We start from the raw sequence: 25,099 nt of genomic DNA on the forward strand, positions 1-25,099 counted from the left end.
CCTAATTCACCGCAACTTGTTGGTGGTGGCTTACTGGTAGCGTAGGCACTCCACCGGATCGAGCTTTGCCGCGCGGCGAGCGGGGTAGAAGCCAAAGATTACGCCAATGCCGACGGAGACGGCGAAGGCCAGCAGCACCGTGGCGATTGAAAAACTCGGTGTGATTTGCCCGCTGGCTCCGAGCTCGCCAAGAATCCCGGATCCGGAGGCAAACATCGCGAGACCCCAGGCCAGCAGATAGCCTATCAGGACACCCAACAGTCCGCCGGTGACGCACAGCGCCGAAGACTCGGCCAAAAACTGCGCAGTGATATCGCGACGACTGGCGCCCAGAGCGCGGCGGATGCCGATCTCTCGAATGCGCTCAGTCACGTTGGTGAGCATCATATTCATAATGCCGATACCGCCGACAAGCAGCGAGATGCTGGCGACAGCACCCATGATGAGCGAGAACGCGCCCATAAATGAGTTGAGCGCATCGATGGCGCTTTTCATGGATGTCGCCGATACGCTGTCGTACTCATCCTCCTCCTCGATGCCCTTCATCGCGCGCACCTTGGACTCGATGGCCTTACAAAGCTCATCCATGTCCGTGCCCTCGGCGGCAAGTGCCGTCACGCTGGGGAATGAAGGATTCTCGTCGCCAAACAGCCCAGCGATGGTTTCGCGTGGCATATACAGCGTGAGCGAGCCCATGGAGTCGCTGCCGCCATCAATCACGCCTACAATCTGCACCTCGCCGCTGGACACCTTGATGGTTTTTCCCAGCGCATCCTGTTCGTTGCCGTAAAGCTGATCGGCGCCGCCGCGGCTGATGAGCGCCACGCGCGAGCCTGCCTTTGACTCGACATCGGTGTAGGTGCGCCCCGCAACGAGCTTGCTGGCCCCCACGGCATCGAGCATGTCGCTATCGACACCCTGTGCCATGACGGTATAGCTTTTATCGCCGGTCTTGTACTCGGTATACGCGCTGTCGACAATGCCGATCTGCTCTATCTGCGGCACCAGTTTTTGAAGCTTCTCGATGTCCGACTCGGTGAGTTCTTGCGACGAATAGATTTGCACCATGCGCGCCGCATTGAGGCCCAGACTGTTGACCAGGCTGTTTTGGATGCCGCCGATGAGCGAAGTCATGGCGATAACCGAGGCGATGCCGATGACAATACCCAGGATGGTGAGCAGGCTGCGCCCCTTGTTGGCTTCGAGCGAGTGAAGGGCTTCCTGGATGAGATCGCGGGCGCTCATGCCACCACTCCTTTCGGCAGGTTGGCGGAGGCGGAAATCATGGGCAGGCTATCTACGGCGCTGCGCAGTGTCCGCGGTGCATGTGGAATATACGCGCCGTCGTGAATGCGACCGTCGCGGATGGTCACGGCGCGGTCGGCCTCGGCGGCGATGCCGGGGTCGTGTGTGATAAGAACGATGGTTTTGCCGCGCTTCTGGAGCTTATGGAAGGTCTCCATCACAAGCGCTCCGGTAGCGGAGTCCAGGTTTCCCGTCGGCTCGTCGGCCAGAATGATGGGCGGGTCATTGACGAGGGCGCGCGCGATTGCGACGCGCTGCATCTGTCCGCCCGAGAGCTCTGATATGCGGTGGTCCCAGTGGTCGACCGGCAGCGTGACGGCCTGCAGCGCGTGCACGGCGCGCATCTCGCGCTGGCTGCGCGGCACATTGGTGTAGGACAGTGGCAGCATGACGTTTTCGATCACCGTCAGGCGCGGCAGCAGATTAAAGCTCTGAAAGACAAAGCCGATGCTCAGCGCTCGCACCTCGGTGAGCTCGTCATCGTCGAGCTCGGCGACGTTGAGCCCTTGCAGGAAGTATTCGCCCGCCGTCGGTTTGTCCAGGCAGCCCAGGATGTTCATGAGCGTCGACTTGCCCGAGCCCGAAGGGCCGGTAATGGCGACGAACTCGCCGGGTTCTACCGCCAGGCTCACGTTGTGCAAGATGTGAGCGCAACCTGCCTCGCTCTCAAAGATGCGGTGCACGTTGCGGATGTCGATAACGGGACGCATTACATGCCCTCGTCGGCAGACATACTGCCCGAATCCGCGCTGTAGCCGCCGTCAGCTCCGGTGTCCATGACGAGGGTGTCGCCATCGCGCAGCTTGGTAACCGGCACGTTGGGGTTGATCTCGTTGCCCTGGTCGTCGCGCTTGACCTGCGTCTTACCGACTACAGCCTCGTTGTCGTTTTGCGTCACGACGGTCACCTTCACGCGGCGCGTCTTCTTGCCTTCCGAATCGGTGGCCAGATTGACGTAATAGTGCTCGCCATCTTCGGTCATCAGCGCCATGGTCGGCACCATAACCACGTCGTCGAGCTTCTCGGTCACTACCGAGACCTCGGCAGTCATACCCGGCTTAAGGCGACTGTCGGGTGCTTCGATGAGGATGTCGACGTTAAAGGTCACGCTGCCGCCGCCGGAGTTGGAGTCGGAGTTTGCCACCGAGGCGATGGCCGTGACCGTTCCCTGGCTCACGATATCGGGAAACGCTGGATAGGTCACGTTGGCGCTCTGGCCCACGGCGATCTTGGCGATATCCTTTTCGCCCACCTGCACGGTCACCTTCATCTTGGACAGGTCGGCGATCTGCATGCACTGCTTGCCGCCGCTCGTATCGCTTTCGCCCATGATCATGCCGCCTGTTACCGTGGCGCCCACCTTGGCGTTGAGCGCCACGATGCTGCCCGAGCTCGGGGCCGTGACCGTACGGCTGGCGGCCTTGGCGTTCGCCTGATCGAGGTTTGCCTGGGCCGATGTGAGGCTGCGCTGCGCGGCCGATACGGCGTTCGTGTCCGCCGATGCGGCGGAGATGCCAGCCGCTGCGGAACCTCCGTCGACGTCCGTCGTTGGGTTGGCCTGCGCGGCAGCTGCGGCTTTCTGCGCGTTGGCGAGGTCTTCTTGAGCGGCTGCAACTGCACGCTGCGCCTCGGCAACGTTGCGATCGAGCTCGTCGTTTTTAATGGTCATAAGCACGTCGCCCTCGTTGACGGATTGGCCTGCCTGCACGTTGATCGAATCGACCGTGCCGTCGACAGAAGGGGAGACCACTGAGGACGAAATGGGTTTGAGCTGCCCTTTTGCCTCGACCGTTGTGCTAAACGTGCCCTCGGTCACCATGTCGGTCGCAGGCCCGCTATCGCCCTGTGGCTGCGCATTGATAACCAGGGTTGCAACAATAGCAATGAGCGCGATGACACCCACGATGCCGGCGGCAATGCCGCGTCGAATCAGCTTTTTGCGTCGACGTTCGGCACGCTTTGCCTTGAGCTTTGCATAGGCTTCTTCATCGGAGATATCGGTCGAATCGTCGAGACTCGTTTGGGGCTGCTTGGTGTCTGCAGCGCTGATAATCGGCAGGGTCTCGGTGGCATCTTGGGGCATGCGATCGGAATCGTCAGGACCCGGATTGATCGTGGGGACCTTGGACATAGCGTCTCCTTTATCGATATGGCTCCGAAAAGTATATACGCCCGTCGCGATAGGCGGGCGTATAGAAGTTGCGGATGACGGTACTGTAAGTTTTGTCGCCGTGCTGTTTACTTGTTGTAGACGTTAGCTGCGTTACGAGTGCACGACCACGCAGAGGCCGACTTTGATGCGCTCGTGGAGCGACTTGGCATCGGCCAGACGCAGGTTGATACAACCGTGGCTACCGCACCACTTGTACGATTCGGCGTTATCGAAACTCGAATCGTTTTGCCAGGTGGCGTCGTGGAATCCGACCATATTGCCCTCAAACGGCATCCAGTAGCTAACCGGGCTCTCGTATTTAGGCTTGCCGGTCTCGGGGTCCTTGGCACCGATGAGCTTGCTGGCGCCATTGTTGCTGTTGATCTGCCAAACGCCTTCGGGCGTGGCGTCCTCACCCGGCTTTCCCGAGATAAAGTTGGCCTCCCACACGATATTGCCGCTCTCGTCGTAGTAGCGCGCGTGCTGCTCGGACAGATCGACATCGACGTATGCCTTCCAGTCGGGCTCTCCCTTTGCGGTAAAGGTGTCGGCCTTCTGGGAGTACTTGATCTCGATTTCGCCGGTCTGTTTGTTGTTAATGGCGTCCTCGACCTGCTTGGCGAGCGAGCTGCTGTCGATGCACCAACCAAAGTCGCCGCCTTCGACGGCGCACTGCTTGCCATCGGCGCGCGTCCACCAGCGAGTGGAGCCCACGGTATTGAAGCCGTTGGCGAGCTCGGCTGCCCAGCTGCTGATTTGCGACGTATCGAGCGTGGGGTTGGCCGGATCGGCAAAGCTGATCCACTGCAACACGGAGCTGCCATCAACCTTGCCGGCATCCTCGCCGTTGAGCTTGAGGGTCACGTTGACGCCCAGGAAGTTGTTGGCGGCATCGCATGCGGTCTGAATCTGATCATCAGTCAGCGTTCCATTGAGCGGTTCATAGGCATCGTTGCCGAGCTTGGAAAGGTCTACGGTCTCGGACAGCGAGGCAAGCTCGAGTTCGGCATACTTAATGACATGCTCGCGGTCGAGTTTTTCGTTGGAGCGCGCCTTCTCGACGGTAAACTTGCCGGCCTGCTCGTCATAGGAGCTATTGGCCTCGAACGTGCCCGAACGCCCCTCGTTAAACTCGTCGATGGCGGCGCCCAGATCCTTCTCAAACTTCTTTTGGTCAAAAGTGTCGGAGAGCATGGACAGGTCGACGTCTTGATCAAGATCGACTTCGTTGGAGGTAGCGGTTGTTTTGGTCTTTCCGCTTAAGGATTCCACAAGGCGGACCGGCCATACAAAGGCTTCGTTGTGGCTGATGATCTCTTTTGCGGCAGCTTCGCCGTCGACGATGGGCTCATCGGACTCGGGCTGATACGTCCAGCTAAAGTCATCGCCTGTCACGGTGAGCTTATAGTGTTTCCATGCCGAGTTGACCTTGGTGGCGGCAGACGAAGCGTTGGAGAACGAGACGTCGACGCCGGCGATGGTGGTGTTGGGGTAGGCTAGCTGGGAAAACGCTACGACGCCTACGATATAGACAATGACGATAAGACCCAGGACAACAAAGAGCGTCGTCTTTTTGCCCGACTTATTGTTCTCGGCGGGTTTGCGCGCGGGGTCGCGATCGCCTCGACCGTGCACGTGGGGCTGCTTGGGCGCATTGCCGTTTGCCTGGCGCTGCTGACGTGGCTGACGCTGCTGGTTCGGACGTTGGGAAACGTTTGCCGCACCTCGCTGCTGACCGCGGCTCGGCGCGATAGGACGCGGCGACTGAACGCCCCCGGTGTGCCTGCTCGGCTGCTGCGGATCGGGGATCAGTTGAGTTCGATCGTTTTGCGACATCGTATGCATATCCTTCGAATTTCGCCTTGCGGCTCATCGTGTTTTTACTGGGCTTGCATTATAGCGATTACCCAGTTGTTTGTGGTATGGAAACGGTGGCATTCAAAAGAGGTGGGACATTTGTCCCACCTTCGAGTCTATCTTTGTCGCTATCCGCACACACCGCATTTTGCACAGGCCGAAAGTGCGGCCGGAGCCTGCGCGATGCCACCTTTTGCCGTCTCGCGCAGCGTGGCCGGCAACGCGTGGCCCACGGAGAGCATGACGTGCGCCATCTGGTCAAACGGCACCAGGCTCTTGATACCGGCAAGTGCAAGCTGCGCCGAGCTAAATGCCGCGGCCACGCCGATGGCATTGCGGTTTTGGCACGGCACCTCCACGAGGCCGCCCACCGGGTCGCAGACCAGGCCCAGCAGGTTGCTCAGGGCGATGGAGCTGGCGTCGAGTGCCTGCTCGGGCGTGCCTCCGAGCATCTGCACCAGCGCGGCGGCGGCCATGGCGGCCGCGCTTCCCACCTCGGCTTGGCATCCGCCCTCGGCGCCGGCGACGCAGGCGCTCGTGGTGAGGTTGAGGCCGATGGCGGCGGCGCAGTAGAGGGCGTCCATGACTTGCTCATCGTCCAGTTGCAGATGGTCGGCGAGCGCCAGCACGCAGCCGGGCACGACGCCTGCGGAGCCGGCCGTGGGGGCGGCGACGATCACTCCCATTGTGGCGGAGCGCTCAAGGACGGCCATGGCGCGGGCCACGGCATCGGTCTGGACGGCGCCCATCAGGCTTACGCTCAAGTCGTTGCGGCCGGTGGCATCAACGAGCTTGGCCTCGCCGCCGATAAGCCCGCCGAGCGAGCGCTGAGGATTGGCGATGGGGGCCGTAGTCTCCTCGCGCATGACCTCGAGGACGCGGCGCATGGCAGCGACGGCGTGGGCCTCGCCGGTCAGGCGAGCCTCGCGTATGGCCATTACGGCGCCGATGTTGAGGCCGAGTTCCTCGCACGCATCGAGCAGCTGCTCGCCGTCGTCGAAGATTTCCTTGGCCGAGACGCCGGGGGAGAGCGACGAGGCCGAGCCCGGGAGCTCGATAAAGGTGGCGTAGTTTACATTGTCGAGCTTGCGCAGCATGGGGATGACGGTGTCGTCGGGGGCGCCATCGGTTTCAAAGACGGAGTATGCCTGGCCGCCCACTTCGGTGCGGTAGGTGCGGCAGAAGGCGATGTTTACATGTGCGTAGGCGAGCAGGTTCGTGAGCGCGGCGAGCACACCGGGGACGTCCTGGTGTGCCACGAAGAGCGTGGAATACATGCCCGAGATATCGACGCCGACGCCGTTAATGCGGCTGATGCGCATTTTGCCGCCGCCGAGGCTCTCGCCGCGGACCTGCGCCGTGGCGCCCGTATCGTCGGCCATGTCGATGTCGACGGTGTTGGGATGGATGGAGGCGTCGTCGCCCTTGATGTCAAAGTGATATTCGAGGCCCTGCTCGCGTGCGAGGTCGAAGGCCTGCTTGATGTTCTCGTCATCGGTGTCGAGGCCCAGGATGCCCGCGACGAGCGCACGATCGGTGCCGTGGCCGCGGTAGGTGTGGGCAAAGGAGTTCCACAGGCCAAAGGTGACCTTAGTGATGCGGCCTTCCAGCAGGCTGGCGGCAACTTGGGCGCACCGCAGGGCGCCGGCGGTGTGCGATGAGCTGGGGCCGACCATGACGGGCCCCAAGATCTCGAATGCCGAGGTCGTAGCTAGTGTTTGCGGCTTGCCTGCCATGGCTGCTCCTTTGTTTTGTCCCATCGTCCCGAGGGCGGGGCATAAGGTCGCCTGCTCGGACAGTCCTGCTCGCACGGAGAGCACATTAAGTGCTCTCCGGCTCGTGCGGAACTCGCGATCGACCTTATGCCCCGCCCTCGGGACTAAGGATACATGGTAGAAGTGCCCGTGCTGCAAAATTCATTAGCTGGTGACGCAGCGTAGGCTTATATCGAAGCATCTTCACCTTCGCTTAATAAAAAGAGGTACCGGTTGTTCCGGTACCTCCTTTTGGTGCGTTTTTATTTGGCTGCAGCTTTTGCCACTAGCTTATAGGCCGCAGGCTGCTTTGAGTTCTTCGACTCGATCGGTTTTCTCCCAGGTGAAGTCGGCGTCTTCGCGGCCGAAGTGACCGTAGGCTGCCGTCTTTTCGTAGATGGGGCGACGCAGGTCTAGGTCGCGGATGATTGCGCCCGGGCGCAGGTCGAAGGTCTTCTCGACGGCCTCGACGATCTTGTCCTCGGCAACATGCGCGGTACCGAAGGTGTCGACCATGATTGAGAGGGGCTTGGAAACGCCGATGGCGTAGGCGAGCTCGACTTCACAGCGGTCGGCCAGACCGGCGGCGACCACGTTCTTAGCGACCCAGCGCGCGGCATACGCGGCGGAACGGTCGACCTTGGTGCAGTCCTTGCCGCTAAAGGCGCCACCGCCGTGACGGCCGTAGCCGCCGTAGGTGTCGACGATGATCTTGCGGCCGGTGAGGCCCGTGTCGCCCATGGGGCCGCCCACGACAAAGCGACCGGTGGGGTTCACGTAGATCTCCGCGTTGTCCCACGGCATGTTCTCGGCGGCCATGACCGGGGTGATGACGTGCTCGATGAGGTCGGCCTTGATCTTGCCCATGTCCTCGATCTCGGCGGCGTGCTGCGTGGAGATGACGATGGTCGTGACCTCGACGGGCTTGCCTTCCTCGTAGCGCACGGTGACCTGGGTCTTGCCGTCGGGACGCAGATAGGCGAGGGTACCGTCGTGACGCACGGCGGCCAGGCGCTCGGCCAGGCGGCTTGCCAGGTAGTGTGGCATGGGCATGAGGGTCTTGGTCTCGTTGGAGGCATAACCGAACATCATGCCCTGGTCGCCGGCGCCGATCAGGTCGATCGGGTCGGTGGTAGCGCCGGTCTGGGTCTCGAAGGACTCGTCAACGCCCTGGGCGATATCGGGCGACTGCTCGTGGATGAGGCTCATAACGCCGCAGGTGTCGCAGTCAAAACCGAACTTGGCGCGGTTGTAGCCAATGCGGCGGATGACGCCGCGGGCGATTTCCTGTACGTCGACGTAGGCCTGGGTGCGAATCTCGCCGGCGACAATGACCGTGCCGGTGGTCACGAGGGTCTCGCAGGCGCAGCGGACGTTCTCTACGTTGGCGGGCACACCGTTGGGCGCAATATAGCCCTGCTCCTGCAGCTCTATTTCTTTGGCGAGGATTGCGTCGAGGACGGCGTCGCTGATCTGGTCAGCGATCTTATCGGGATGACCTTCGGTCACCGACTCCGACGTAAAAACAAAGGACCCGTGTTGGGGTGGGATGGAACGAAGTTCTTCTGACATGATTGTCCTTTCAAAAACGTGTCCCGGCGACCGTTACCATTCCGCCGGGCTCTCTATGCAAGGGCACATCATAGCGCGTAAATCAAACATTCACACCCTTTCCGCACCTACTCATTGGGGACAGACTTAAATGACCAGCCTTACCTAAGTGCCGACAGGTTGCCCAAAGACTGATCATTTAAGTCTGTCCCCAATGACTGGGTCGGTGCCCTTTGTGCGGAGGTTGCTTTGATGCTTTATACTGGTGCGGTTAGACATCCATCCTGCAATCGAGGAGATTTCCATGGCATCAGACGTTCGCGTCCGCTTTGCACCCTCACCGACGGGCAAGCTGCACATCGGCGGCGCCCGCACCGCTATCTATAACTGGGCTTTCGCCCGTGCTAACGGCGGCACGTTCATCCTGCGCATCGACGACACCGATCCCACCCGCTCCACCGACGAGAACACGCAGATCATCCTGCGCGCCATGCGTTGGCTGGGCCTGGACTGGGACGAGGGTCCCGAGGTAGGCGGCGACTTTGGCCCCTACGCCCAGACTGGGCGCCTGGACCTGTACAAGCAGGCCGCCCAGAAACTTTGGGACGAGGGCAAGGCCTATCCCTGCTTCTGCACCAAGGAGCAGCTCGACGCCGACCGCAAGGCCGCGCAGGAGCGCAAGGACCCCTTCCAGGGCTATCAGCGTCGTTGCCGCGATCTTGATCCCGAGGAGGCCCGCCGCCGCATCGAGGCCGGCGAGTCCTACGTCCTGCGCATCAGGGTGCCCGAGGACCGCGGCGACGTCGTCATCCACGACGCCGTTCACGGCGAGGTGACCTTCGACGCCAAGGAGCTCGACGACTTTGTCATCTTCCGCTCCGATGGCACGCCCACGTACAACTTCGCGACCGTCGTCGACGACGCCATGATGAAGATCACCCATGTCATCCGCGGCGACGACCACCTGTCCAACACCCCGCGCCAGGTCATGGTCTACGAGGCCCTCGGCGCGCCCGTGCCCACGTTCGCCCACATCTCCATGATCCTGGGCGCCGACGGTAAGAAGCTCTCCAAGCGCCACGGCGCAACTTCGGTGGAGGAGTACCGCGACGCCGGTTACCTTTCCGACGCCTTCGTCAACTACCTGGCGCTGCTTGGCTGGTCGCTCGACGGCGAGACCACGATCATCCCGCGCGATGTCCTGGCCAGCAAGTTCTCGCTCGACCGCATCTCCAAGAACCCGGCGACCTTTGATCCCAAGAAGCTCGATTGGGTCAATGCCGAGTACATCAACGGCATGTCCGACGCGCAGTTTGCCGATGAAATCATGGTCCCCGAACTGCACGAGGCAGGCCTCATCGAGGGCAACGTCGAGTACGGCGAGGACTGGATTGATGCGCTTGCCGCCATCGTCAAGCCGCGCACCAAGATGCCGGCCGACGCCGTGACCGTCGCCGCTCCCATCTTTGCTACGGCCGAGACGCTCGAGTATGACGAGAAATCCGTTAACAAGGGCCTGGCCAAGGAGGGTATGGGTTCCATTCTGGACGCCGCCAAGGCCGCGCTCGAGGGCGTGGACGAGTGGACTGCCGAGGCCATCGACGCCGCGCTTGAGCCGCTGCCCGAGCAGATGGACCTCAAGAAGCGCGTGGTATTCCAGGCCGTGCGCGTCGCCGTCTGCGGCAACATGGTGAGCCCCCCGCTGGGCGAGACCATGGCGCTCGTCGGCCGCGACGACTGCCTGGCACGCATCGACCGCGCCCGCACGATGGCGCTGTAGTAGACGCGTAAACGTATGTATTCGAGCCCCGTTCACCCCGAGCGGGGCTCTTGTTTCTGTACCGATGAGTGGGTTGCTGGGACAAAATAATCAGTGGTGTTTGTCCCGTGTTCGAGCGACGCAACAAGCTCGACACTCGTATCGGCCATGGGACAAACACTACTGATTATTTTGTCCCACCCCTTTCAGGTCCGTTCGTTAGAGGTGGTGTATGGCTCAACAACTGTCGCTGTTTGGTTCACCGGAACCGGAGGAGGCTCTGGTGAAGCTCATGCCTGCCGCTGCCTCGGCTCAGCCTAAGCCTGCACCTGAGCCCATCGCTGCCTACGCGAGCGTGGTTCTCGACATTCCTACCCGAGCGCTGTCCGAGCCATTCGCCTACGGCATTCCCGAGTCCCTTGCCAACGAGGTCCAGATCGGATCCACGGTCCTGGTCCACTTTGGCAACCGTGCCGCCGCAGGCTACATCGTCGATATTGCGCCCGAGCTGGGCGACCTGCAAGGCAACAACGCCCTTGACCTTTCGCGCATCAAGCCTGTCGAAGCCATCCTCAGCAAACCGCTCTTTACCGCCGAGGCTGCACGCATTGCGCGCTGGATGAGCCGCGAGTATGTCGCGACGCTTTCCGAGTGCCTGCGCCTGTTTTTGCCACCGGGCGGCAGCCCGCGTGTGGTCAAGGGCGACGACGGCGTGTGGACGGTTGAACGTCCAGCCGTCAAACCCATCCAAAACCGCTGGGTGATGCTTACGCCCGAAGGCTTTGACTACACGCCACCCAAGACCGCGGTCCGCCAGCGCCAACTCATCGAGGCGCTCCAGTGCGGACCGGTCACGACGCGCGACCTCAACCTTCTCTATAACAGCATGTCGGCGACCATCAAGGCGCTCGAAAAACGCGGCGTTGTGGTGGTGGAAGAGCGCCGCGCCTGGCGTGGCTGCGGCGAGCAGACCACGCTGTCCTCGGCAAGCGGCAAAGCGCCGGTCTCCCTTACCAGTGGCCAGCAACAGGCACTCGCGCAGATTGAGCGCGCCCGTCTGGACGCTCATGGCGACGTGGTGCTGGTCGACGGCGTCACCGGCTCCGGCAAAACCGAGGTTTACCTCTCCGCCATCGAGCGCGTGCTCGCAGCCGGTCGCTCGGCCTGCGTGCTGGTGCCCGAGATTTCGCTGACGGCCCAGACCGTCGGCCGCTTCCGTTCGCGCTTTGGCGAGACGGTCGCCGTGTTCCATTCGCGGCTTTCGGCCGGCGAGCGCCTGGACCAGTGGGATATGGTTGCCAGCGGTGCGGCCCGCGTGGTCGTCGGCGCACGTTCGGCGCTCTTTTGCCCGCTTGGCGACCTGGGCCTCATCATCATTGACGAGGAGCACGAGACCAGCTACAAGCAGGGGTCCAGTCCGCGCTACCACGCGCGCGAGGTGGCGGCCGAGATGGCGCGGCGCTACCGCTGCCCGCTCGTGTTGGGCTCCGCCACGCCCTCGGCCGAGGCCCTCGACCACTGCCGCCGTGGAACGTATAACGGCACCACTTGGACGCGCGTCGAGATGCCCGAGCGCCCGGGACACGCCGTGCTGCCCGAGGTCCGCATTGCCGACCTGCGCCGCGAGTTTTCGCACGGTAGCCGTTCAATGTTCTCTAAACCGCTGATGGAAGGTTTGGAGCGCGTTGTAGAGCACCGCGAGAAGGCCGTGCTGCTGCATAACCGCCGTGGCTTTGCGCCGTTCCTGATGTGTCGCGAGTGCGGCTGCGTTCCCACCTGCAACCACTGCTCCACCGCGCTTACGTATCACGAGCGCACGCACACGCTGCAATGTCACACATGCGGATCCTCCTGGCGCGTGCGGCCGTATCCCGCGCCCACGAGCCGTTGCCCCAAATGTGGCAGTCGCTACCTGGCAAAAATGGGCCTGGGCACGCAGCAGATCGAGGACGCTCTCCACCAGATGTTGCCCGACGACGTCGCCATCATACGCATGGACGCCGATTCCACGCGCGGCAAGGACGCGCACAAAAAGCTGCTCGAGCAGTTCGATGCGGCCGATTGCGCGGTGCTGCTGGGCACCCAGATGATTGCCAAGGGCCTCGACTTTCCCGAGGTCACGCTTGTGGGCGTGGTCAATGCAGACTTTGCGTTAAAGCTGCCCGATTTTAGAGCAGGGGAGCGCGCCTACGATTTGCTGGAGCAGGTCGCCGGCCGTGCCGGTCGCGGCGATCGCCCTGGCGAGGTCATCATCCAGACCTATCTGCCCGAGGACCCGGTTATTCGCGCCGTCGCCGAGCACGACCGTTCGATCTTTACCGACTACGATCTGGACCAGCGCCGCGACGCGTTGTACCCGCCGTTTGTTCGCCTGGTCAACATCTTGGTGTGGTCGGCGAACCGAGACGACGCGCAGGACTACATTGGGCGCATTGCAAAGCTTCTTAAGCGCTGCTGGCATGCCGCCGCGCCCGACTTTTTGAGGGCGGGGAGTGCCATGCCGCAGGTGTTGGGCCCGGCTTCGTGTGTAATCGAGAGAGCCAAGGACCGTTACCGCTTCCATCTGCTTGTGAAGTCGCCCGTGGGGTACCATGTCTCTGATGATATCGACGCCTGCCTCAAAGAGGTGGGCTCTGTGCGCGGCGTGAGCGTGAGCGTTGACGTCGACGCCTATGATTTGATGTAACAACCCGAAAGGATGGCCATGGAAGCCAACGGAATCGTACTGTCGCCCGACCCGCGCCTGCGTCAGGAGTGCGCCGTCATCGAGGAGATCACCCCGGCGATCGAGGCGCTTGCCGAGAAGATGAAGAAGATGATGTTCGACAACGGCGGCTGCGGCCTGGCTGCTCCGCAGATCGGCGAGCTTATTCAGCTCGTCACCATCGACTGCGACTACAGCGACAAGAACGACTACGACCCCTACGTGCTCATCAACCCTGTCATTGTTGAGCAGAGTGACCATCTGGTGCCCTTTAGCGAGGGCTGCCTTTCCATCCCTGGCATTAGCTGCGAGATCGAGCGTCCCGACCATGTCGTCGTCGAGGCGTACGACTTGGACGCAAACCTGATTCGCTACGAAGCTTCGGGCGACCTGTTCTGCGTGTGCCTGCAGCACGAGATCGATCACCTGCACGGTAACACCATGTTCGAGCGCCTTAAGCCCATGCAGAGGCTCAAGGCCGTCAAGGAGTACCAGGACGCCCTGGCCCGCGGCGCTCGACCGGGCGAGACGGAGTAGGTTAATTGTCCGTCCCTGGGATGGGGCCCACACATATCATCCCGTGCTCAAACATTCTCGCTTTGCTGCGAAACTGCGCGCGGGACGATATGTGTGGGCCCCATCCCAGGGACTACGTTGTCGCTCTTCGTTTCGCCCGGGTGCCGTCGGGCCAGGGAGGGGCGTCTTCGCTGATAGGTGCTTTCTTGGGAGGGCTGCTTTTATGCGGCTCTTTCTTTGTTTTTGGGTATATTTGTTTCTGTTGAACTATTCTTGCGGCTGGGCGCGCTTGCGACCAGGAACGCTTTTTTGTAGCCGTCTCGGCTCGTTATTGAGAGGAGACTAACTTTTATGCGAATTGTGTTTATGGGTACGCCTGATTTTGCTGTGCCTTCGCTGACTTCGCTTGTTGCTGCTGGTAATGAGGTTGCGCTCGTTATTACTCGTCCCGATGCTGTTCGTGGGCGTGGTAAGAAGCTGGAGCCGTCTCCTGTTAAGGCTAAGGCGCTGGAGCTGGGGTTGCCGGTCATTGAGGCGAATCGTATGACGCCTGAGGTTGTTGAGGTGCTCCAGGCTGCCCAGGCTGATATTTTCTGTGTGGCTGCCTATGGCTGCATTTTGCCCGATGAGGTGCTGCATATGGCACCGCTCGGCATTGTGAATGTTCATGCGTCCTTGCTGCCTCGTTGGCGTGGGGCTGCTCCTATTCAGCGTGCCATTCTTGCTGGTGATGAGGTTGCTGGCGTTTCCATTATGCGCATTGGGCATGGCGTGGATACCGGCGCTTATTGCGCCCAGGCGTCTACGTCGGTTGCAGGCAAGCATGCCGAGGCACTGACTACGGAGCTTGGCGAGCTGGGCGGCAAACTGCTTGCCGATACGCTTCCTTCTCTTGCCGATGGCACCGCCGTGTGGACTGAACAGGATGAGGCGCTCGTTACCCATGCTGCCAAGATCTCCAAGCAAGAGATGCGTCTGGATCCGCACATGGCGGCGCTTGATTGCGTGCGTCATGTGCTGGCTTCGTCCGATACCGCGCCTGCTCGTTGCGTGATTGCTGGCAAGACCGTGCGTGTGCTCGATGCTGCGGCGGCTGATGTGTTGCTTGGCGAGGGTCAGGTTCTCGTTAAGGCCAAGCGTGTTTACCTTGGCCTTTCCGATGGCTCGGTTGAGTTGCTTGAGGTTAAGCCTGATGGCAAGCGTGCTATGGCCGCTTCTGCCTGGGCCGCCGGCCTGCAGTGCGCCGATCTTTCGTGGGGTGTTTTGTCATGAGCAAGCTGTCTCCCGCGCGCAAGCTTGCGCTCGATGTGCTGATGGAGGCTGATCGCCGCGGCATGTATGCGCGCGACGTGCTGTCCTCTCGCGCATCGGCCAAGGCTATTGACCAGCGCGATTCCGCTTTTGCCGCCCGCTTGGCGCTGGGTGTGGCCGCCACTCAGGGTATTTTGGACGAGTTGCTCGATCAGTTTCTCGATAAGCCCAAAAAGGTTGCGCCGCGTGTTCGCATGGCGCTTCGTATCTCGGCCTTCGAGATGCTCTATCTGCATACGCCGGGCCGCGTTGCCGTAAGTCAGGGAGTTGAGCTCGTTCGCAGTGGTGCTAAGTCCGCCGCTGGCTTAGCCAATGCTGTATTGCATAAGGTTGCGGACAATGTTGAGGACTTTGCTACTGCGTCCGATGTGGATGAGTCTGAGCGACGCTTGGTTCGCCTGTCTCGCCTGATGGGCTTGCCGCGATGGCTGTGCGCTCGCATTATAGCATCGTTTGACACGCCAGAGGGTGCGCTTAACTTTGCCGGCAATCTGGCCCCCGCGCCGCTGGCCCTGCATGAGAACGCTTTTGCTTCCAAGCCCGATCCGTATATCTCGCAGCTCGTCGCACCTGTCTTCCCGGGCTGCCATGCCCCGGTTGATGCCCAGGTTACCGTTGCTTCGGGTGCGTTTGAGCGTGCTGCCGCGGTGGCATCTGATCTCAACGCGCAACTTATCGCCACAGCTGCTACGCGCCCTGGTAGCTGCCTTGAGATTGGTGCCGGTCGTGGCACCAAGACCTATGTGATGATGTGCCAGGCCAAGCGTACGGGCTATGAGCGTCAGCATACGGCGCTCGATCTGCATGATCGCAAGTGCGATCTGAATCTCGCTCGCCTGCATAAGGCTGGTATTCAGGGCGTTCGTACGGTTTCTGGTGATGCTTGCGAGCTTGATGAGGTGCTCACATCGTTTGATGCCATGCTTGGCGAGCCGGTTAAGTTCGACACAGTCTTTATCGATGCGCCGTGCTCTGGCACCGGAACCATGCGTCGTCATCCCGAGATCCCGTGGCGCCTGACCGAAAAGGATGTGACGGTTGAGCTGCCCAAGCTGCAGCTGACGATGCTCAAGGAAGCCGCTGCGCGCGTGGCTGCTGGTGGCGAGCTTATCTATGCGACATGCTCGGTCTTCGACGAGGAGAACACACAGGTCGTGGAAGCGTTCCTGAACTCTCCCGAGGGCACCGGTTTTAGCCTGGAGCCGCTCTCCGAGGCGCAGATTCTGCAACTCCCCGAGTTCGATCAGGCCAAGAAGCTCGTATCCGTACGCCAGAACGATCGAGGCCTCTTCCAAAGCGTGCCGGTAAACGCCGACTCCTACGACGGCCACTTCTGCGCCAGGCTGGTCCGCCAGTAAATCGAAGTCCCGTCCCAAATCAGCTAATTTGGGACGGGACTATTTTAGCTACTTTGTGCCTCTTCGATCCGTTCGCCATGAAATGCGGTTATTTACTACGTTAAACCGGCTGTCCTCATCCATGCCGAATTTTGTGAAATCAAAACCGCAGGTAGACGGCTTGCCGTTTTTGCAAATACGCTGCTATGCTCGACCAATACGGGTCAAACGTAGTAAATGGGCCGCTTTCGTGGCGCAACTCCAGAGTAGTCAATTTGGGAGCGGGGCTACTTGCCTGTTAGTGGTTGTGTGGGCAGTTGGCGCAGCAGCCGCTGGTGGCGCTGGTGCTGGAGCCGCCGCTTCGCTGGTCGGTGTTGTAGAAGCCGCTGCCCTCAAATTTAATACCGCTGGCCGAGAACGTCTTGGCGGCCGGAGCGCCGCAGCTGGGGCACACGACCTCGGGAGTCTCGGACATAGGATGCTCAACCTCAAACACGTTGCCGCAGCTCGAGCACTTGTAATCGTAGCGCGCCATAATACTTCCTTTTCAGCACAAAGCGGGCAGATTACTCTGCCCGCAAAAATTCAAACGTTTGTAACTGTACCCTATATCGGGCGTTTTATCACGCTTCGCCCCAGAATCTATGCGTGTTGCGCAGGAGCTGTGCGGTTTTGCCCTCGGCGGCCGCAACGTCGGCCTCGTCAGCCTGCCAGGTCCAGTTGCCCGTGGCCACGCCCGGTACGTTCATGCGCGCGTCGTCGCCCAGCCCCAGGACATCCTGCAGCGGCATCATCACCAGGGGAGCGTCGCTTGCCAGCGCATCGCTCATCAGCTTGGCCGCCACCTCAACACCGCTCGGTTCGTCGCCGCCCGCAAAGGAACGCGTACACCAACCCGCGAGCGTCGACGTGTCGTGCGTCGAGGTATACAGGATCTTTCCTGGCGTAGGGTGCACGCCGCAACGGACGTCGTAGTCGCCAAACTCCAGCACGTCCATGCCGGGGAAGCCGCAGGTCGAGGCCATGGCGCGAACGCCGGGCGTCAAATAGCCCAGGTCCTCGGCAATAAAGTTGAGCGGACCCAGCTCGTCATAGGCGGTCTGAAACAGGTCCTTGCCCGGTCCCGCCAGCCAGCGACCTTCGGCGCAAGCCTTGCCAGCGGGGATACTGAAGTAGCTGTGGAAGCCCAAGAAGTGATCCAGACGCACGCGGTCGTAAAGTGAGAACGCACGACGTAGGCGATCCATCCACCAGCTATAGCCGTTCTGCTTCATGTGGTCCCAGCGGAACGTCGGGTTGCCCCACACCTGACCCTCGGGCGCAAAGTTGTCGGGCGGCGCACCGGAGATCTCGATTGCCTTGCCGGTATCGGATAGCCAGAAGTTCTCGGGTTCGCTCCACGCATCTGCCGAATCGTCGGACACGTACATAGGAATATCGCCGATGACCTCGATGCCCTTCTTGTGCGCGTAGTTCATGAGCTCGCACCAGGCTAGGTCAAAGCGGTACTGCATGTACGCCTGAAGCTCGGCCTCGTCGTGGAAGCGCTTGTCGTCAATCAGGTGCTCGTTGTAGCGCGCAACATCTGCCGGCCAATCGTGGCGCGACTCGCCCTCAAAGTATTTCTTGACGGCCATGTAGACGCAGTACTTCTCGAGCCAATCGGCATTGCGATGTTTAAACGCGGTGTACAGCGGATCGGCATCCTCGCCGCCACGGGCCTTCCAAGTTTCAAAGTCGGCCGCCAGCTCCTCGTGGCTTTCGGGCAGCAGGTCGATATTACCTGCAAAGGCCGAAGGACCGGCGTAAGGGGAGCGGAAGAAGTCCGTCGGGTTGACAGGCAGGACCTGCCAGTAGCGCATGCCCATAGCGGCCAGATGGTCGATAAAGCGACGCGTGGGTGCGCCGATCGTACCGGGCTTGCCGTCATCGGTCGGTACCGAGGTGATATGGCACACAACGCCCGCGCCGTGATCGAGCGGCTCCTGCAGGCGCTGCTCGGCATGGTGATAGATGATCGACGAGCCCAGCGGATACAAATCGAGCGTGACCGTGCCGTTGTGGATCTCGCACTCGTGACCGCTGATCACGTCACTCGCGCATTCGTCGAGCGCCGGAATCGTCACGCGGTGCGAATTGCGCAGACTACGGTTAATGATAACCGTCGCGGACTCGCCATCCCTGCCCGTGCGGTTGTATGCCAGCACCTCGTCGTTGAGCGCGAAGGCCTTGATCTCGCCGTCGATCATAAACGGCAGTGCGCGGCGTACGGCGGAGGCGTTTTTGACAATAGCCAGCGTGTCGAAGTCGTGCAGTTGGTCCTTGGTCGGCAGGGTGCGGCGGTTGCCCGGATCGGTTAGACCCTCCAGGCCGTATTCGTCGCCGTAGTAGATCGAAGGCACGCCGGGGAAGGTCATCTGCATGAGCGTGGCGAGCCAAAAACGGCTCTTGGCCAGGCCCATCGAGTTCTCGTCCAGGCGCCATTTGCTGCGCTCGCACTCGGGCAGCTGCGACTCGTCGGGGCCGCCGCCGAGCACCGAGATAATGCGCGGACGGTCGTGGCTCGAAAGCAGATTAAGTGCGCAGGACAGGGCCTCACGGGGATAGTTCTCGCGCAGGGTTTCGATTTCCTCGGCTGCCTGGTAGGCGTTCTTGTAGCCCATCAAAAAGCCGATGACCATGTCGCGGAAGGGATAATCCATAGCCGAGTCGAGCTCTGAGCCTTGCAGATAGCGACGCAGATGGCCGTAGCTGATCTTGTTGGAGGCGTCTTCCCAGACTTCGCCGAGCAACAGTGCATCAGGCTTTTCGGCAAGTACTGCCTTCTTGATCTCGGTCAGGAAATCGTCCGAAAGCTCGTCGGCCACGTCCAGGCGCCAGCCATGAGCGCCGGCACGTAGCCATTTACGGATCACGCCGTCCTTGCCCAGAAGCCGCTCGCGTACCAGCTCTGAGCTCTCATTGATGGCGGGCATATTGCCCACGCCCCACCAGCAGTCGTATGAGCCGTCCTCGTGGAAATAAAACGCATCGCGCCATGGCGAATCCTCGCTCTGCCACGCGCCCACGCCGGGGTAGTTGCCGTAGCGGTTGAAATAGATCGAGTCGTCGCCCGTGTGGTTGAAGACGCCGTCCAGGATGATGGAGATGCCCAGCTTCTCGGCTGCCTGGCACAGCTCGGTAAAGTCCTGCTCGGTGCCCAGGATCGGATCGATCTTGGTGTAGTCGGCCGTGTCGTAGCGGTGGTTGCTCGCGGCCTCAAAGATGGGGTTGAGGTAGATGGCCGTAAAGCCCAGCTCCGCGATGCGGGGCAGGTCATTTTGGATGCCCTTGAGCGAGCCGCCGTAGAAGTCCCAGGTCTTGATGGAGCCGTCCTCGGCGCGCTCGTATACGGGCGGCTCGTTCCAGTCCTCGATCATGCGGCGCTGGATTCCGTTGCGCGGTTTTTCGACTTCGGCCAGCGTGCGCTCGCGCCAGTTTTCGTCGCGGGCATAGCGGTCGGGGAAGATCTGGTACACCATGCCGCGCTCGTACCAGGCGGGGCGGTTCTCGCGGTGCTTATAGACGGTGACCTGGAAGGACGGCACCTCGGCGTAGTCGTAGGTTACGCCCTCGCCGCCGGTGCGGCCCTGCGGTGCGCCCAAGCGAACCTCGGGCTGGCCCTCGATATTGCAGATAAAGCTGTACCAGATAAGACAGGGCTCGGTACACTCAAGCTCTACGGAAAATATGCCGTTGCCTTCGTGCGTCATGGGATACCGAGACTCGCCGATCTCATCGACCCAAGTGCGCAGGGTGAGCGTTGCCTGGTTGGGGTCGGCATCCTCCAAGATCACCGAGAGCGAAACGGAAGTGCCAGTGGTCACAGCGCCAAACGGAGTGCGAAACTGCGGTAGGCGGCTGTTGTGTATCAATCTCATAGTACGGTCCAGTTCAATAGAATCATGGCCTGCGGGCCATGGGTTTTACGCCTAAGATGTAAGTATATCTGTAGTACACAGGGTGTATAAACAACATCCGTTTACCATCGGCGAACGGTTGTCCTAGAAAATCGTTTTACCACTACCTACAGAGAAGGGGCGCCCGGTTGGAGCGCCCCTTGCTTAGGGTTTGATGAGGTTTTGGATCGTCTGGATTAGCGGCGCTTGCGGGTGGCCGTTGCCTTGTGGACGGAAGTCTTCTTCGACGGCGCCTTTTTCTCGGTTGCGGCGGCGGGGGAGACCGGGGTCTCCATTGTGGGCTCGGGCTTGGCCTTTACTGCGGGTTTGGCCTCGGCCTTAGCTTCCGCCTTAGGAGCAGCAGCCTTGGTCGTGGTCTTTTTGGCCGTCGTTGCAGTGCGCTTGCGCGTGGTGGTCTTGGCGGTCGGCTTGGCCTCGACAGCTGCCTCGGCCTTGGGCTCGGCGGGTGTCCCCTCGACTTTGGCGGCCGGCTTTGCGGCTGCCTTGGTTGTGGCGGCCTTCGTGGTCGTCGATTTCGTTGTTGTGGTCTTCTTGGCAGCTGTTGCCTTCTTGGCGGTCGCGGTCATCTTCTTGGCAGCGGTCTTTGCCGGAGCCTTGGCGGCCGGTTTGGCCTCAGCGACCTCGGCCTTTACCTCGGGAGCAGCCTCGGCTTCGGCGGCCTTCTTGGCAGCTGCGGTGGTGCGCTTGCGCGAGGTCGTTGTCTTGACAGCGGTGGTCTTGGTTGCCGTCGCCTTGGCCGCTGTGGCCTTCTTGGCCGTCGTCTTACGAGTCGTGGTCTTCTTGGCCGCAGGCTTCGCAGCGGGCTTCACCTCAGGCTCGGGCTCGGGAGTAGCCTCGACCTTCACCTCAGGATTGGCCTTTGCGGGCTCAGCCTCAACAGGCTTCTCCTCGGCCTTGGGCTCCTCGGCGGCCACCGGTTCAGCAACAGCCTCAGGCTCGTCGACAACAGCCGCCGGCCTCTCAATCTCCGGATGCATAAAGAAGTACAGGTCCAGATACTTGTCGGCCGAGCGTGTCCAGCTAAAGTCCTGGCTCATGGCCTGCGTGACCAGTTGGTTCCAGGCATCGCGGTTGTCCCAGAACAGGCGTGCCGCGCGGAACACGGCGTCGCCCATCTCGTCGCCGTTAAAGTTACTAAACGAGAATCCCGTGCCCTCGCCGGTAAACTCGTTATACGGGATCACGGTGTCCTTCAGACCACCGGTCTCGCGCACGATGGGCAGGGTGCCGTAGCGCATGGCGATGATCTGCGACAGGCCGCAGGGCTCAAACTTCGAAGGCATCAGGAACATGTCGGCGGCAGCATACATGCGCTGCGACAGCGCCGGATCAAACTCGATGCGTGCGGCCATGGTGCCGGGGTACTTGTCCTGGAAGTAGCGCAGGCCGTCCTCGTAGTCGCGGTCGCCGGTGCCCAGCACCGCCACCTGCACGCCGCCGGCCAGGATGCGGTCGAGCGCGTACATGACCAGGTCCATGCCCTTCTGGCGCGTCAGGCGCGTGACCATCACCATGAGCGGACGGTCGTCGCGAACCTCGAGCCCCAGCTCTTCCTGCAGCTTGGCCTTGCACACGGCCTTGCCGGAACGGTCCCCGACGGTGTAGTTGGCGGCAATGCGCTTGTCGGTCGCCGGGTCAAAGCCTGCCACGTCGATGCCATTCAAAATGCCCTGCAGCGCATACGAACGCTCGCGCAGAACGCCGTCCAGGCCCTCGCCAAACTCGGGCGTCTGGATCTCATTGGCATAGGTGGGGCTCACCGTGGTGATGGCGTCGGCATAGCGCAGGGCGCCCAGCATGTAGTTGATGCTGCAGGCGTCGCAACGCAGCTGTGAGGCGGCCGCCGGAATATGCGCCACACCCAGGATGTCCTCCATTACGGTGTCGCTAAACTGGCCCTGGAACGCCACGTTGTGGATCGAGAACACGGTCTTGACGCGGTCATACAGCGGCAGGCCCTGGTAGAACTCGCGCAAGAACACGGGCGCCAGCGCCGTTTGCCAGTCGTTGCAGTGCAGGATGTCGCACTCAAAGCCGGCCGGCAGGTGCTGCAGGCTCTCGGTGATGGCCTTGGAGAAGAACGCAAAGCGCTCGCCGTCGTCAAAGAAGCCGTACGGATAGTCGCGCGCAAAGTAGCGCTCGTTGTCGATGAACATATAGGTGACGCCGTCGTGCTCGAGCTTCTCGAGTCCGCAGTACTCATTGCGCCAGCCCAGGCTCACGTAAAAGTCGGAGAAGTGCTCCATCTGCGCCTTGTACTCGTCCTTGATGGTGGCGTACTTGGGCACCATCACGATGACCTCGGCGCCGGCGCGCACGAGCGCCGCAGGCAGCGAGCCCGCCACGTCGCCCAGGCCACCGGTCTTAACAAACGGTGCGCACTCGGCCGAGGCAAACACGATCTGCATCTTTTTGCTGGAATCTGCCATATTGTCTCCCATGTTGCAATTCGAGAATAGCCGCCTGGCGCTAACCGGGCGGCTATTCTACACGTTACGAGCGATGTTGCGGTGCCAACGTTAACGTACGATGGTGGTGTCGGAAGTTAACGGAGCCTTGCCCAGCACCAGAATGTTCTCGGGCGTGCCGCGAAGCTCGGTGTTGGTGGGGACCACGTTGTTCTTGTCCAGGATGGCGTTCTCAACGCGTGCGCCGCTCTTGATGATGCAGCTCTGGTTGATGATCGAGTTGGTCACCGAAGCTCCTTCCTCGACCACGACGCCGCGTGACAGGATTGAGTTGCGCACGGTGCCCTTGATGATGCAGCCGGCCGAGATGATCGAGTTGCACGCGTGGCTGCCGGTCGCATAGCGCGAAGGCGGCACGTCGTGGGCCTTGGTCAGGATCGGGCGCTCAGGGTCAAAGAGCTGGTCGGCCACGGTCTGGTCGAGCAGGTCCATGCTGCGGCGATACAGCGACTTCTCGCTAAACACGCCCACGACCTCGCCCTTGTACTCGTAGCTGCACACGTCGATGTTGCCAAAGTCGCCCTGGAGTGCCTCGAGCAGGTCCAGATAGTCGGCGGCCTGGTAGTGGTCGATGATCTCGAGCAGCGTCTCGCGGTTGACGATGCAGCAGTCCATGGACGCGTTGTCGCCATACACGACGCCGGCGCTCACGCCCGTCAGGCGGCCGTTCTCGTTAATCTCGAGCTTGGTCTCGTCATCGACGTTGCGCGTGGCCTTGCAGTACACCACGGTCATCTGGGCACCGGAGTTCTCGTGCGCTTCGATGATGGTGTTGAGGTCCATGTTAAAGATGATGTTGGTGCCCATCATCACGACATAGGGCTTCTCCGAGCGCTGGAACAGCGTCTTGTTGGAGATGATGTCGCGCAGCAAGAAGCGCATGCCGCCCTTGGTGGTGCCATACGCGTTGCCGGGGACCATGAACAGGCCGCCCTTCTTGCGGTCCAGGCCCCAGTCCTTGCCCGAGCCCACGTGGTCGATCAGCGAGCGGTAGTTACCCGGCATGACGACGCCGACGGTCTTAATGCCGGCATTCATCATGTTGGACAGCGGGAAGTCGATCAGGCGGTAGCGGCCCAAAAACGGAACGGACGCGATGGGGCGGTCCTTGAGCAGGACACTGCCGTAGGACGAAGAGTAGTTAGCGGTGATATAACCGATGGCCTTGCGATTGATCATCGGATCATTCCCCCTTCCCGATAACGACGTCATTTCCAACGACGGCCGTATCCTTGGTGGTATCGACAGAGCCGAGCTTCACGCCCTCTTCGACCGTGGAGTTCTCGCCCAAAATAGCGCGGCAGATGTGTGCGCCGCTCTTAACGTGCGCACCCGGCAGCAGCACGGAGTCCTCGACCACGGCGCGCTCCTCGATGATGACATCGGTCGAAAGGATCGAGTGGCGAGCGGTGCCGTAGATCTTGCAGCCGTTGGAGACCAGGCAGTCGTCCAGGCGGCCGTCCGGGCCAATGTAGTGCGGCGGGCGCGTGGTGATGTTGGACATGATGGGGAAGTTCTTGTCAAACAGATCAAACTCGGGGTTGTTACCCAGCAGGTCCATCGAGGTCTCATGGAAGCTGGCGATGGTGCCGACGTCCTTCCAGAAGCCGTGGAACTCGTAGCTGTACAGGCGCTTGTTCTCACCGAGCAGCTTGGGGATGATGTCCTTGCCAAAGTCGTGGCTCGAGCGCTGGTCCAGAGCATCCTCCTCGAGCGCCTCGATCAGCACGTCGGCCGAGAAGATGTAGATGCCCATGGAAGCGAGGTTCGAATCGGGCTTCTCGGGCTTCTCGGTGAACTTGGTGATGCGGCCGTCCTCGGGATCGGTGGTCAGGATGCCAAAGCGGCTGGCCTCCTCCCACGGCACGGGCATAACGCTCACGGTGAGGTCGGCGTTGTTCTCAATGTGCGTCTTGAGCATCTTGCGGTAGTCCATGCGATACAGGTGATCGCCCGAAAGAATCAGGACGTACTTGGGGTCGTTGGCCTTGATGTAGTCGAGGTTCTGCGTAATGGCGTCGGCCGTGCCCGCATACCAGGCGCCACCGGTCTGCGTCTCGTACGGCGGCAGGATCGACACGCCGCCGTCGCGGCTGTCCAGATCCCACGCCTCGCCGGAGCCCGCGTAGGCATGCAGCAGGTAGGGACGGTACTGCGTCAGAACGCCCACCGTGTCGATGCCCGAGTTGGAGCAGTTGGACAGCGAAAAGTCGATAATGCGGAACTTGCCACCAAAGCTAACCGCCGGCTTGGCGATCTTTTGGGTGAGTGCCCCCAATCGGCTGCCCTGTCCTCCTGCGAGGAGCATCGCGATGCATTCTTTCTTACTCATCGATTTCTCCTTCTGTCATCGATGTTCCTAAACCCATTTGCGACGGGCGCGGCGCTCTGTCACGCCCGTCGAGTAATGCCGTGCGGCAAAGGGA

General features: G+C 61.2%; 16 protein-coding genes. 5 read left to right on the forward strand and 11 right to left on the reverse strand.

Annotated features, from left to right (window positions below):
* Nucleotides 1-30: 30 nt before the first annotated feature.
* The 6 genes from DXA43_RS02890 to metK form a co-directional block, all read right to left on the reverse strand.
* A complete protein-coding gene (locus DXA43_RS02890; RefSeq protein WP_117806205.1) occupies nt 31-1,245 on the reverse strand; it encodes an ABC transporter permease in 1,215 nt (404 codons plus the stop codon).
* Entirely contained in the window at nt 1,242-2,015 is a 774-nt protein-coding gene (locus DXA43_RS02895) for an ABC transporter ATP-binding protein (protein WP_117806206.1), read from the reverse strand. The genes DXA43_RS02890 and DXA43_RS02895 overlap by 4 nt, the downstream gene beginning before the upstream one ends.
* Nucleotides 2,015-3,436, reverse strand: a complete 1,422-nt coding sequence (locus DXA43_RS02900; RefSeq protein ID WP_117806207.1) for an efflux RND transporter periplasmic adaptor subunit — start codon at nt 3,434-3,436, stop codon at nt 2,015-2,017. Before DXA43_RS02900 ends, DXA43_RS02895 begins: the two co-directional genes overlap by 1 nt.
* A gap of 132 nt (nt 3,437-3,568) precedes the next feature.
* Nucleotides 3,569-5,293, reverse strand: coding sequence for a L,D-transpeptidase (locus DXA43_RS02905; protein WP_158564929.1), 1,725 nt, complete (start codon nt 5,291-5,293; stop codon nt 3,569-3,571).
* A 149-nt stretch (nt 5,294-5,442) separates the two neighbouring features.
* On the reverse strand, nt 5,443-7,050 hold the full coding sequence (gene sdaAA / locus DXA43_RS02910; RefSeq protein WP_117806209.1) for an L-serine ammonia-lyase, iron-sulfur-dependent, subunit alpha: 1,608 nt from the start codon (nt 7,048-7,050) through the stop codon (nt 5,443-5,445).
* Between the two features lie 309 nt (nt 7,051-7,359).
* Nucleotides 7,360-8,640, reverse strand: coding sequence for a methionine adenosyltransferase (metK, locus tag DXA43_RS02915; protein ID WP_117797910.1), 1,281 nt, complete (start codon nt 8,638-8,640; stop codon nt 7,360-7,362).
* A 283-nt stretch (nt 8,641-8,923) separates the two neighbouring features.
* On the opposite strand from metK, the gene gltX reads away from it, so the two are divergent.
* The 5 genes from gltX (at nt 8,924) to DXA43_RS02940 (ending at nt 16,267) form a co-directional block, all read left to right on the forward strand.
* Nucleotides 8,924-10,399, forward strand: a complete 1,476-nt coding sequence (gltX, locus tag DXA43_RS02920) for a glutamate--tRNA ligase (protein WP_117806210.1) — start codon at nt 8,924-8,926, stop codon at nt 10,397-10,399.
* A gap of 211 nt (nt 10,400-10,610) precedes the next feature.
* Complete coding sequence (gene priA, locus DXA43_RS02925; RefSeq protein ID WP_117806211.1) at nt 10,611-13,064, forward strand: primosomal protein N'; 2,454 nt, start codon at nt 10,611-10,613, stop codon at nt 13,062-13,064.
* An 18-nt stretch (nt 13,065-13,082) separates the two neighbouring features.
* A complete protein-coding gene (gene def / locus DXA43_RS02930) occupies nt 13,083-13,619 on the forward strand; it encodes a peptide deformylase (RefSeq protein WP_117767144.1) in 537 nt (178 codons plus the stop codon).
* 330 nt (nt 13,620-13,949) lie between these two features.
* Nucleotides 13,950-14,870, forward strand: coding sequence for a methionyl-tRNA formyltransferase (gene fmt, locus DXA43_RS02935; RefSeq protein ID WP_117806212.1), 921 nt, complete (start codon nt 13,950-13,952; stop codon nt 14,868-14,870).
* A complete protein-coding gene (locus DXA43_RS02940) occupies nt 14,867-16,267 on the forward strand; it encodes an RsmB/NOP family class I SAM-dependent RNA methyltransferase (RefSeq protein ID WP_117806213.1) in 1,401 nt (466 codons plus the stop codon). The genes fmt and DXA43_RS02940 overlap by 4 nt, the downstream gene beginning before the upstream one ends.
* A 277-nt stretch (nt 16,268-16,544) precedes the next feature.
* Here DXA43_RS02940 and DXA43_RS02945 read toward each other — a convergent pair whose 3' ends face one another.
* The 5 genes from DXA43_RS02945 to DXA43_RS02965 form a co-directional block, all read right to left on the reverse strand.
* Nucleotides 16,545-16,781 (reverse strand): FmdB family zinc ribbon protein, encoded by a 237-nt coding sequence (locus tag DXA43_RS02945; RefSeq protein ID WP_117803239.1) that lies wholly within the window; start codon nt 16,779-16,781, stop codon nt 16,545-16,547.
* A gap of 88 nt (nt 16,782-16,869) precedes the next feature.
* Nucleotides 16,870-20,166, reverse strand: a complete 3,297-nt coding sequence (locus DXA43_RS02950; protein WP_117806214.1) for a 4-alpha-glucanotransferase — start codon at nt 20,164-20,166, stop codon at nt 16,870-16,872.
* Between the two features lie 215 nt (nt 20,167-20,381).
* On the reverse strand, nt 20,382-22,634 hold the full coding sequence (glgA, locus tag DXA43_RS02955) for a glycogen synthase GlgA (RefSeq protein WP_199580512.1): 2,253 nt from the start codon (nt 22,632-22,634) through the stop codon (nt 20,382-20,384).
* Between the two features lie 90 nt (nt 22,635-22,724).
* Nucleotides 22,725-23,852 carry a glucose-1-phosphate adenylyltransferase subunit GlgD gene (gene glgD / locus DXA43_RS02960; protein ID WP_117564079.1) on the reverse strand — a complete coding sequence of 376 codons (1,128 nt, stop codon included), beginning with the start codon at nt 23,850-23,852 and terminating at the stop codon, nt 22,725-22,727.
* Nucleotides 23,853-23,856: 4 nt separating this feature from the next.
* Nucleotides 23,857-25,005 carry a glucose-1-phosphate adenylyltransferase gene (locus DXA43_RS02965; protein ID WP_117806215.1) on the reverse strand — a complete coding sequence of 383 codons (1,149 nt, stop codon included), beginning with the start codon at nt 25,003-25,005 and terminating at the stop codon, nt 23,857-23,859.
* Between the last annotated feature and the right edge of the window lie 94 nt (nt 25,006-25,099).

Source organism: Collinsella sp. OF02-10, assembly GCF_003463445.1.
Taxonomy (GTDB): domain Bacteria; phylum Actinomycetota; class Coriobacteriia; order Coriobacteriales; family Coriobacteriaceae; genus Collinsella.

Excerpts from the sequence above, each read along its gene's own strand:
- sdaAA (WP_117806209.1), bottom strand. The coding sequence starts at position 7,050 with ATGGCAGGCAAGCCGCAAACACTAGCTACGACCTCGGCATTCGAGATC.
- DXA43_RS02905 (WP_158564929.1), bottom strand. The coding sequence starts at position 5,293 with ATGTCGCAAAACGATCGAACTCAACTGATCCCCGATCCGCAGCAGCCG.
- metK (WP_117797910.1), bottom strand. The coding sequence starts at position 8,640 with ATGTCAGAAGAACTTCGTTCCATCCCACCCCAACACGGGTCCTTTGTT.
- DXA43_RS02895 (WP_117806206.1), bottom strand. The coding sequence starts at position 2,015 with ATGCGTCCCGTTATCGACATCCGCAACGTGCACCGCATCTTTGAGAGC.
- DXA43_RS02950 (WP_117806214.1), bottom strand. The coding sequence starts at position 20,166 with ATGAGATTGATACACAACAGCCGCCTACCGCAGTTTCGCACTCCGTTT.
- glgA (WP_199580512.1), bottom strand. The coding sequence starts at position 22,634 with ATGGCAGATTCCAGCAAAAAGATGCAGATCGTGTTTGCCTCGGCCGAG.
- DXA43_RS02900 (WP_117806207.1), bottom strand. The coding sequence starts at position 3,436 with ATGTCCAAGGTCCCCACGATCAATCCGGGTCCTGACGATTCCGATCGC.
- priA (WP_117806211.1), top strand. The coding sequence starts at position 10,611 with ATGGCTCAACAACTGTCGCTGTTTGGTTCACCGGAACCGGAGGAGGCT.
- fmt (WP_117806212.1), top strand. The coding sequence starts at position 13,950 with ATGCGAATTGTGTTTATGGGTACGCCTGATTTTGCTGTGCCTTCGCTG.
- def (WP_117767144.1), top strand. The coding sequence starts at position 13,083 with ATGGAAGCCAACGGAATCGTACTGTCGCCCGACCCGCGCCTGCGTCAG.
- gltX (WP_117806210.1), top strand. The coding sequence starts at position 8,924 with ATGGCATCAGACGTTCGCGTCCGCTTTGCACCCTCACCGACGGGCAAG.
- DXA43_RS02940 (WP_117806213.1), top strand. The coding sequence starts at position 14,867 with ATGAGCAAGCTGTCTCCCGCGCGCAAGCTTGCGCTCGATGTGCTGATG.
- DXA43_RS02945 (WP_117803239.1), bottom strand. The coding sequence starts at position 16,781 with ATGGCGCGCTACGATTACAAGTGCTCGAGCTGCGGCAACGTGTTTGAG.
- DXA43_RS02965 (WP_117806215.1), bottom strand. The coding sequence starts at position 25,005 with ATGAGTAAGAAAGAATGCATCGCGATGCTCCTCGCAGGAGGACAGGGC.
- DXA43_RS02890 (WP_117806205.1), bottom strand. The coding sequence starts at position 1,245 with ATGAGCGCCCGCGATCTCATCCAGGAAGCCCTTCACTCGCTCGAAGCC.
- glgD (WP_117564079.1), bottom strand. The coding sequence starts at position 23,852 with ATGATCAATCGCAAGGCCATCGGTTATATCACCGCTAACTACTCTTCG.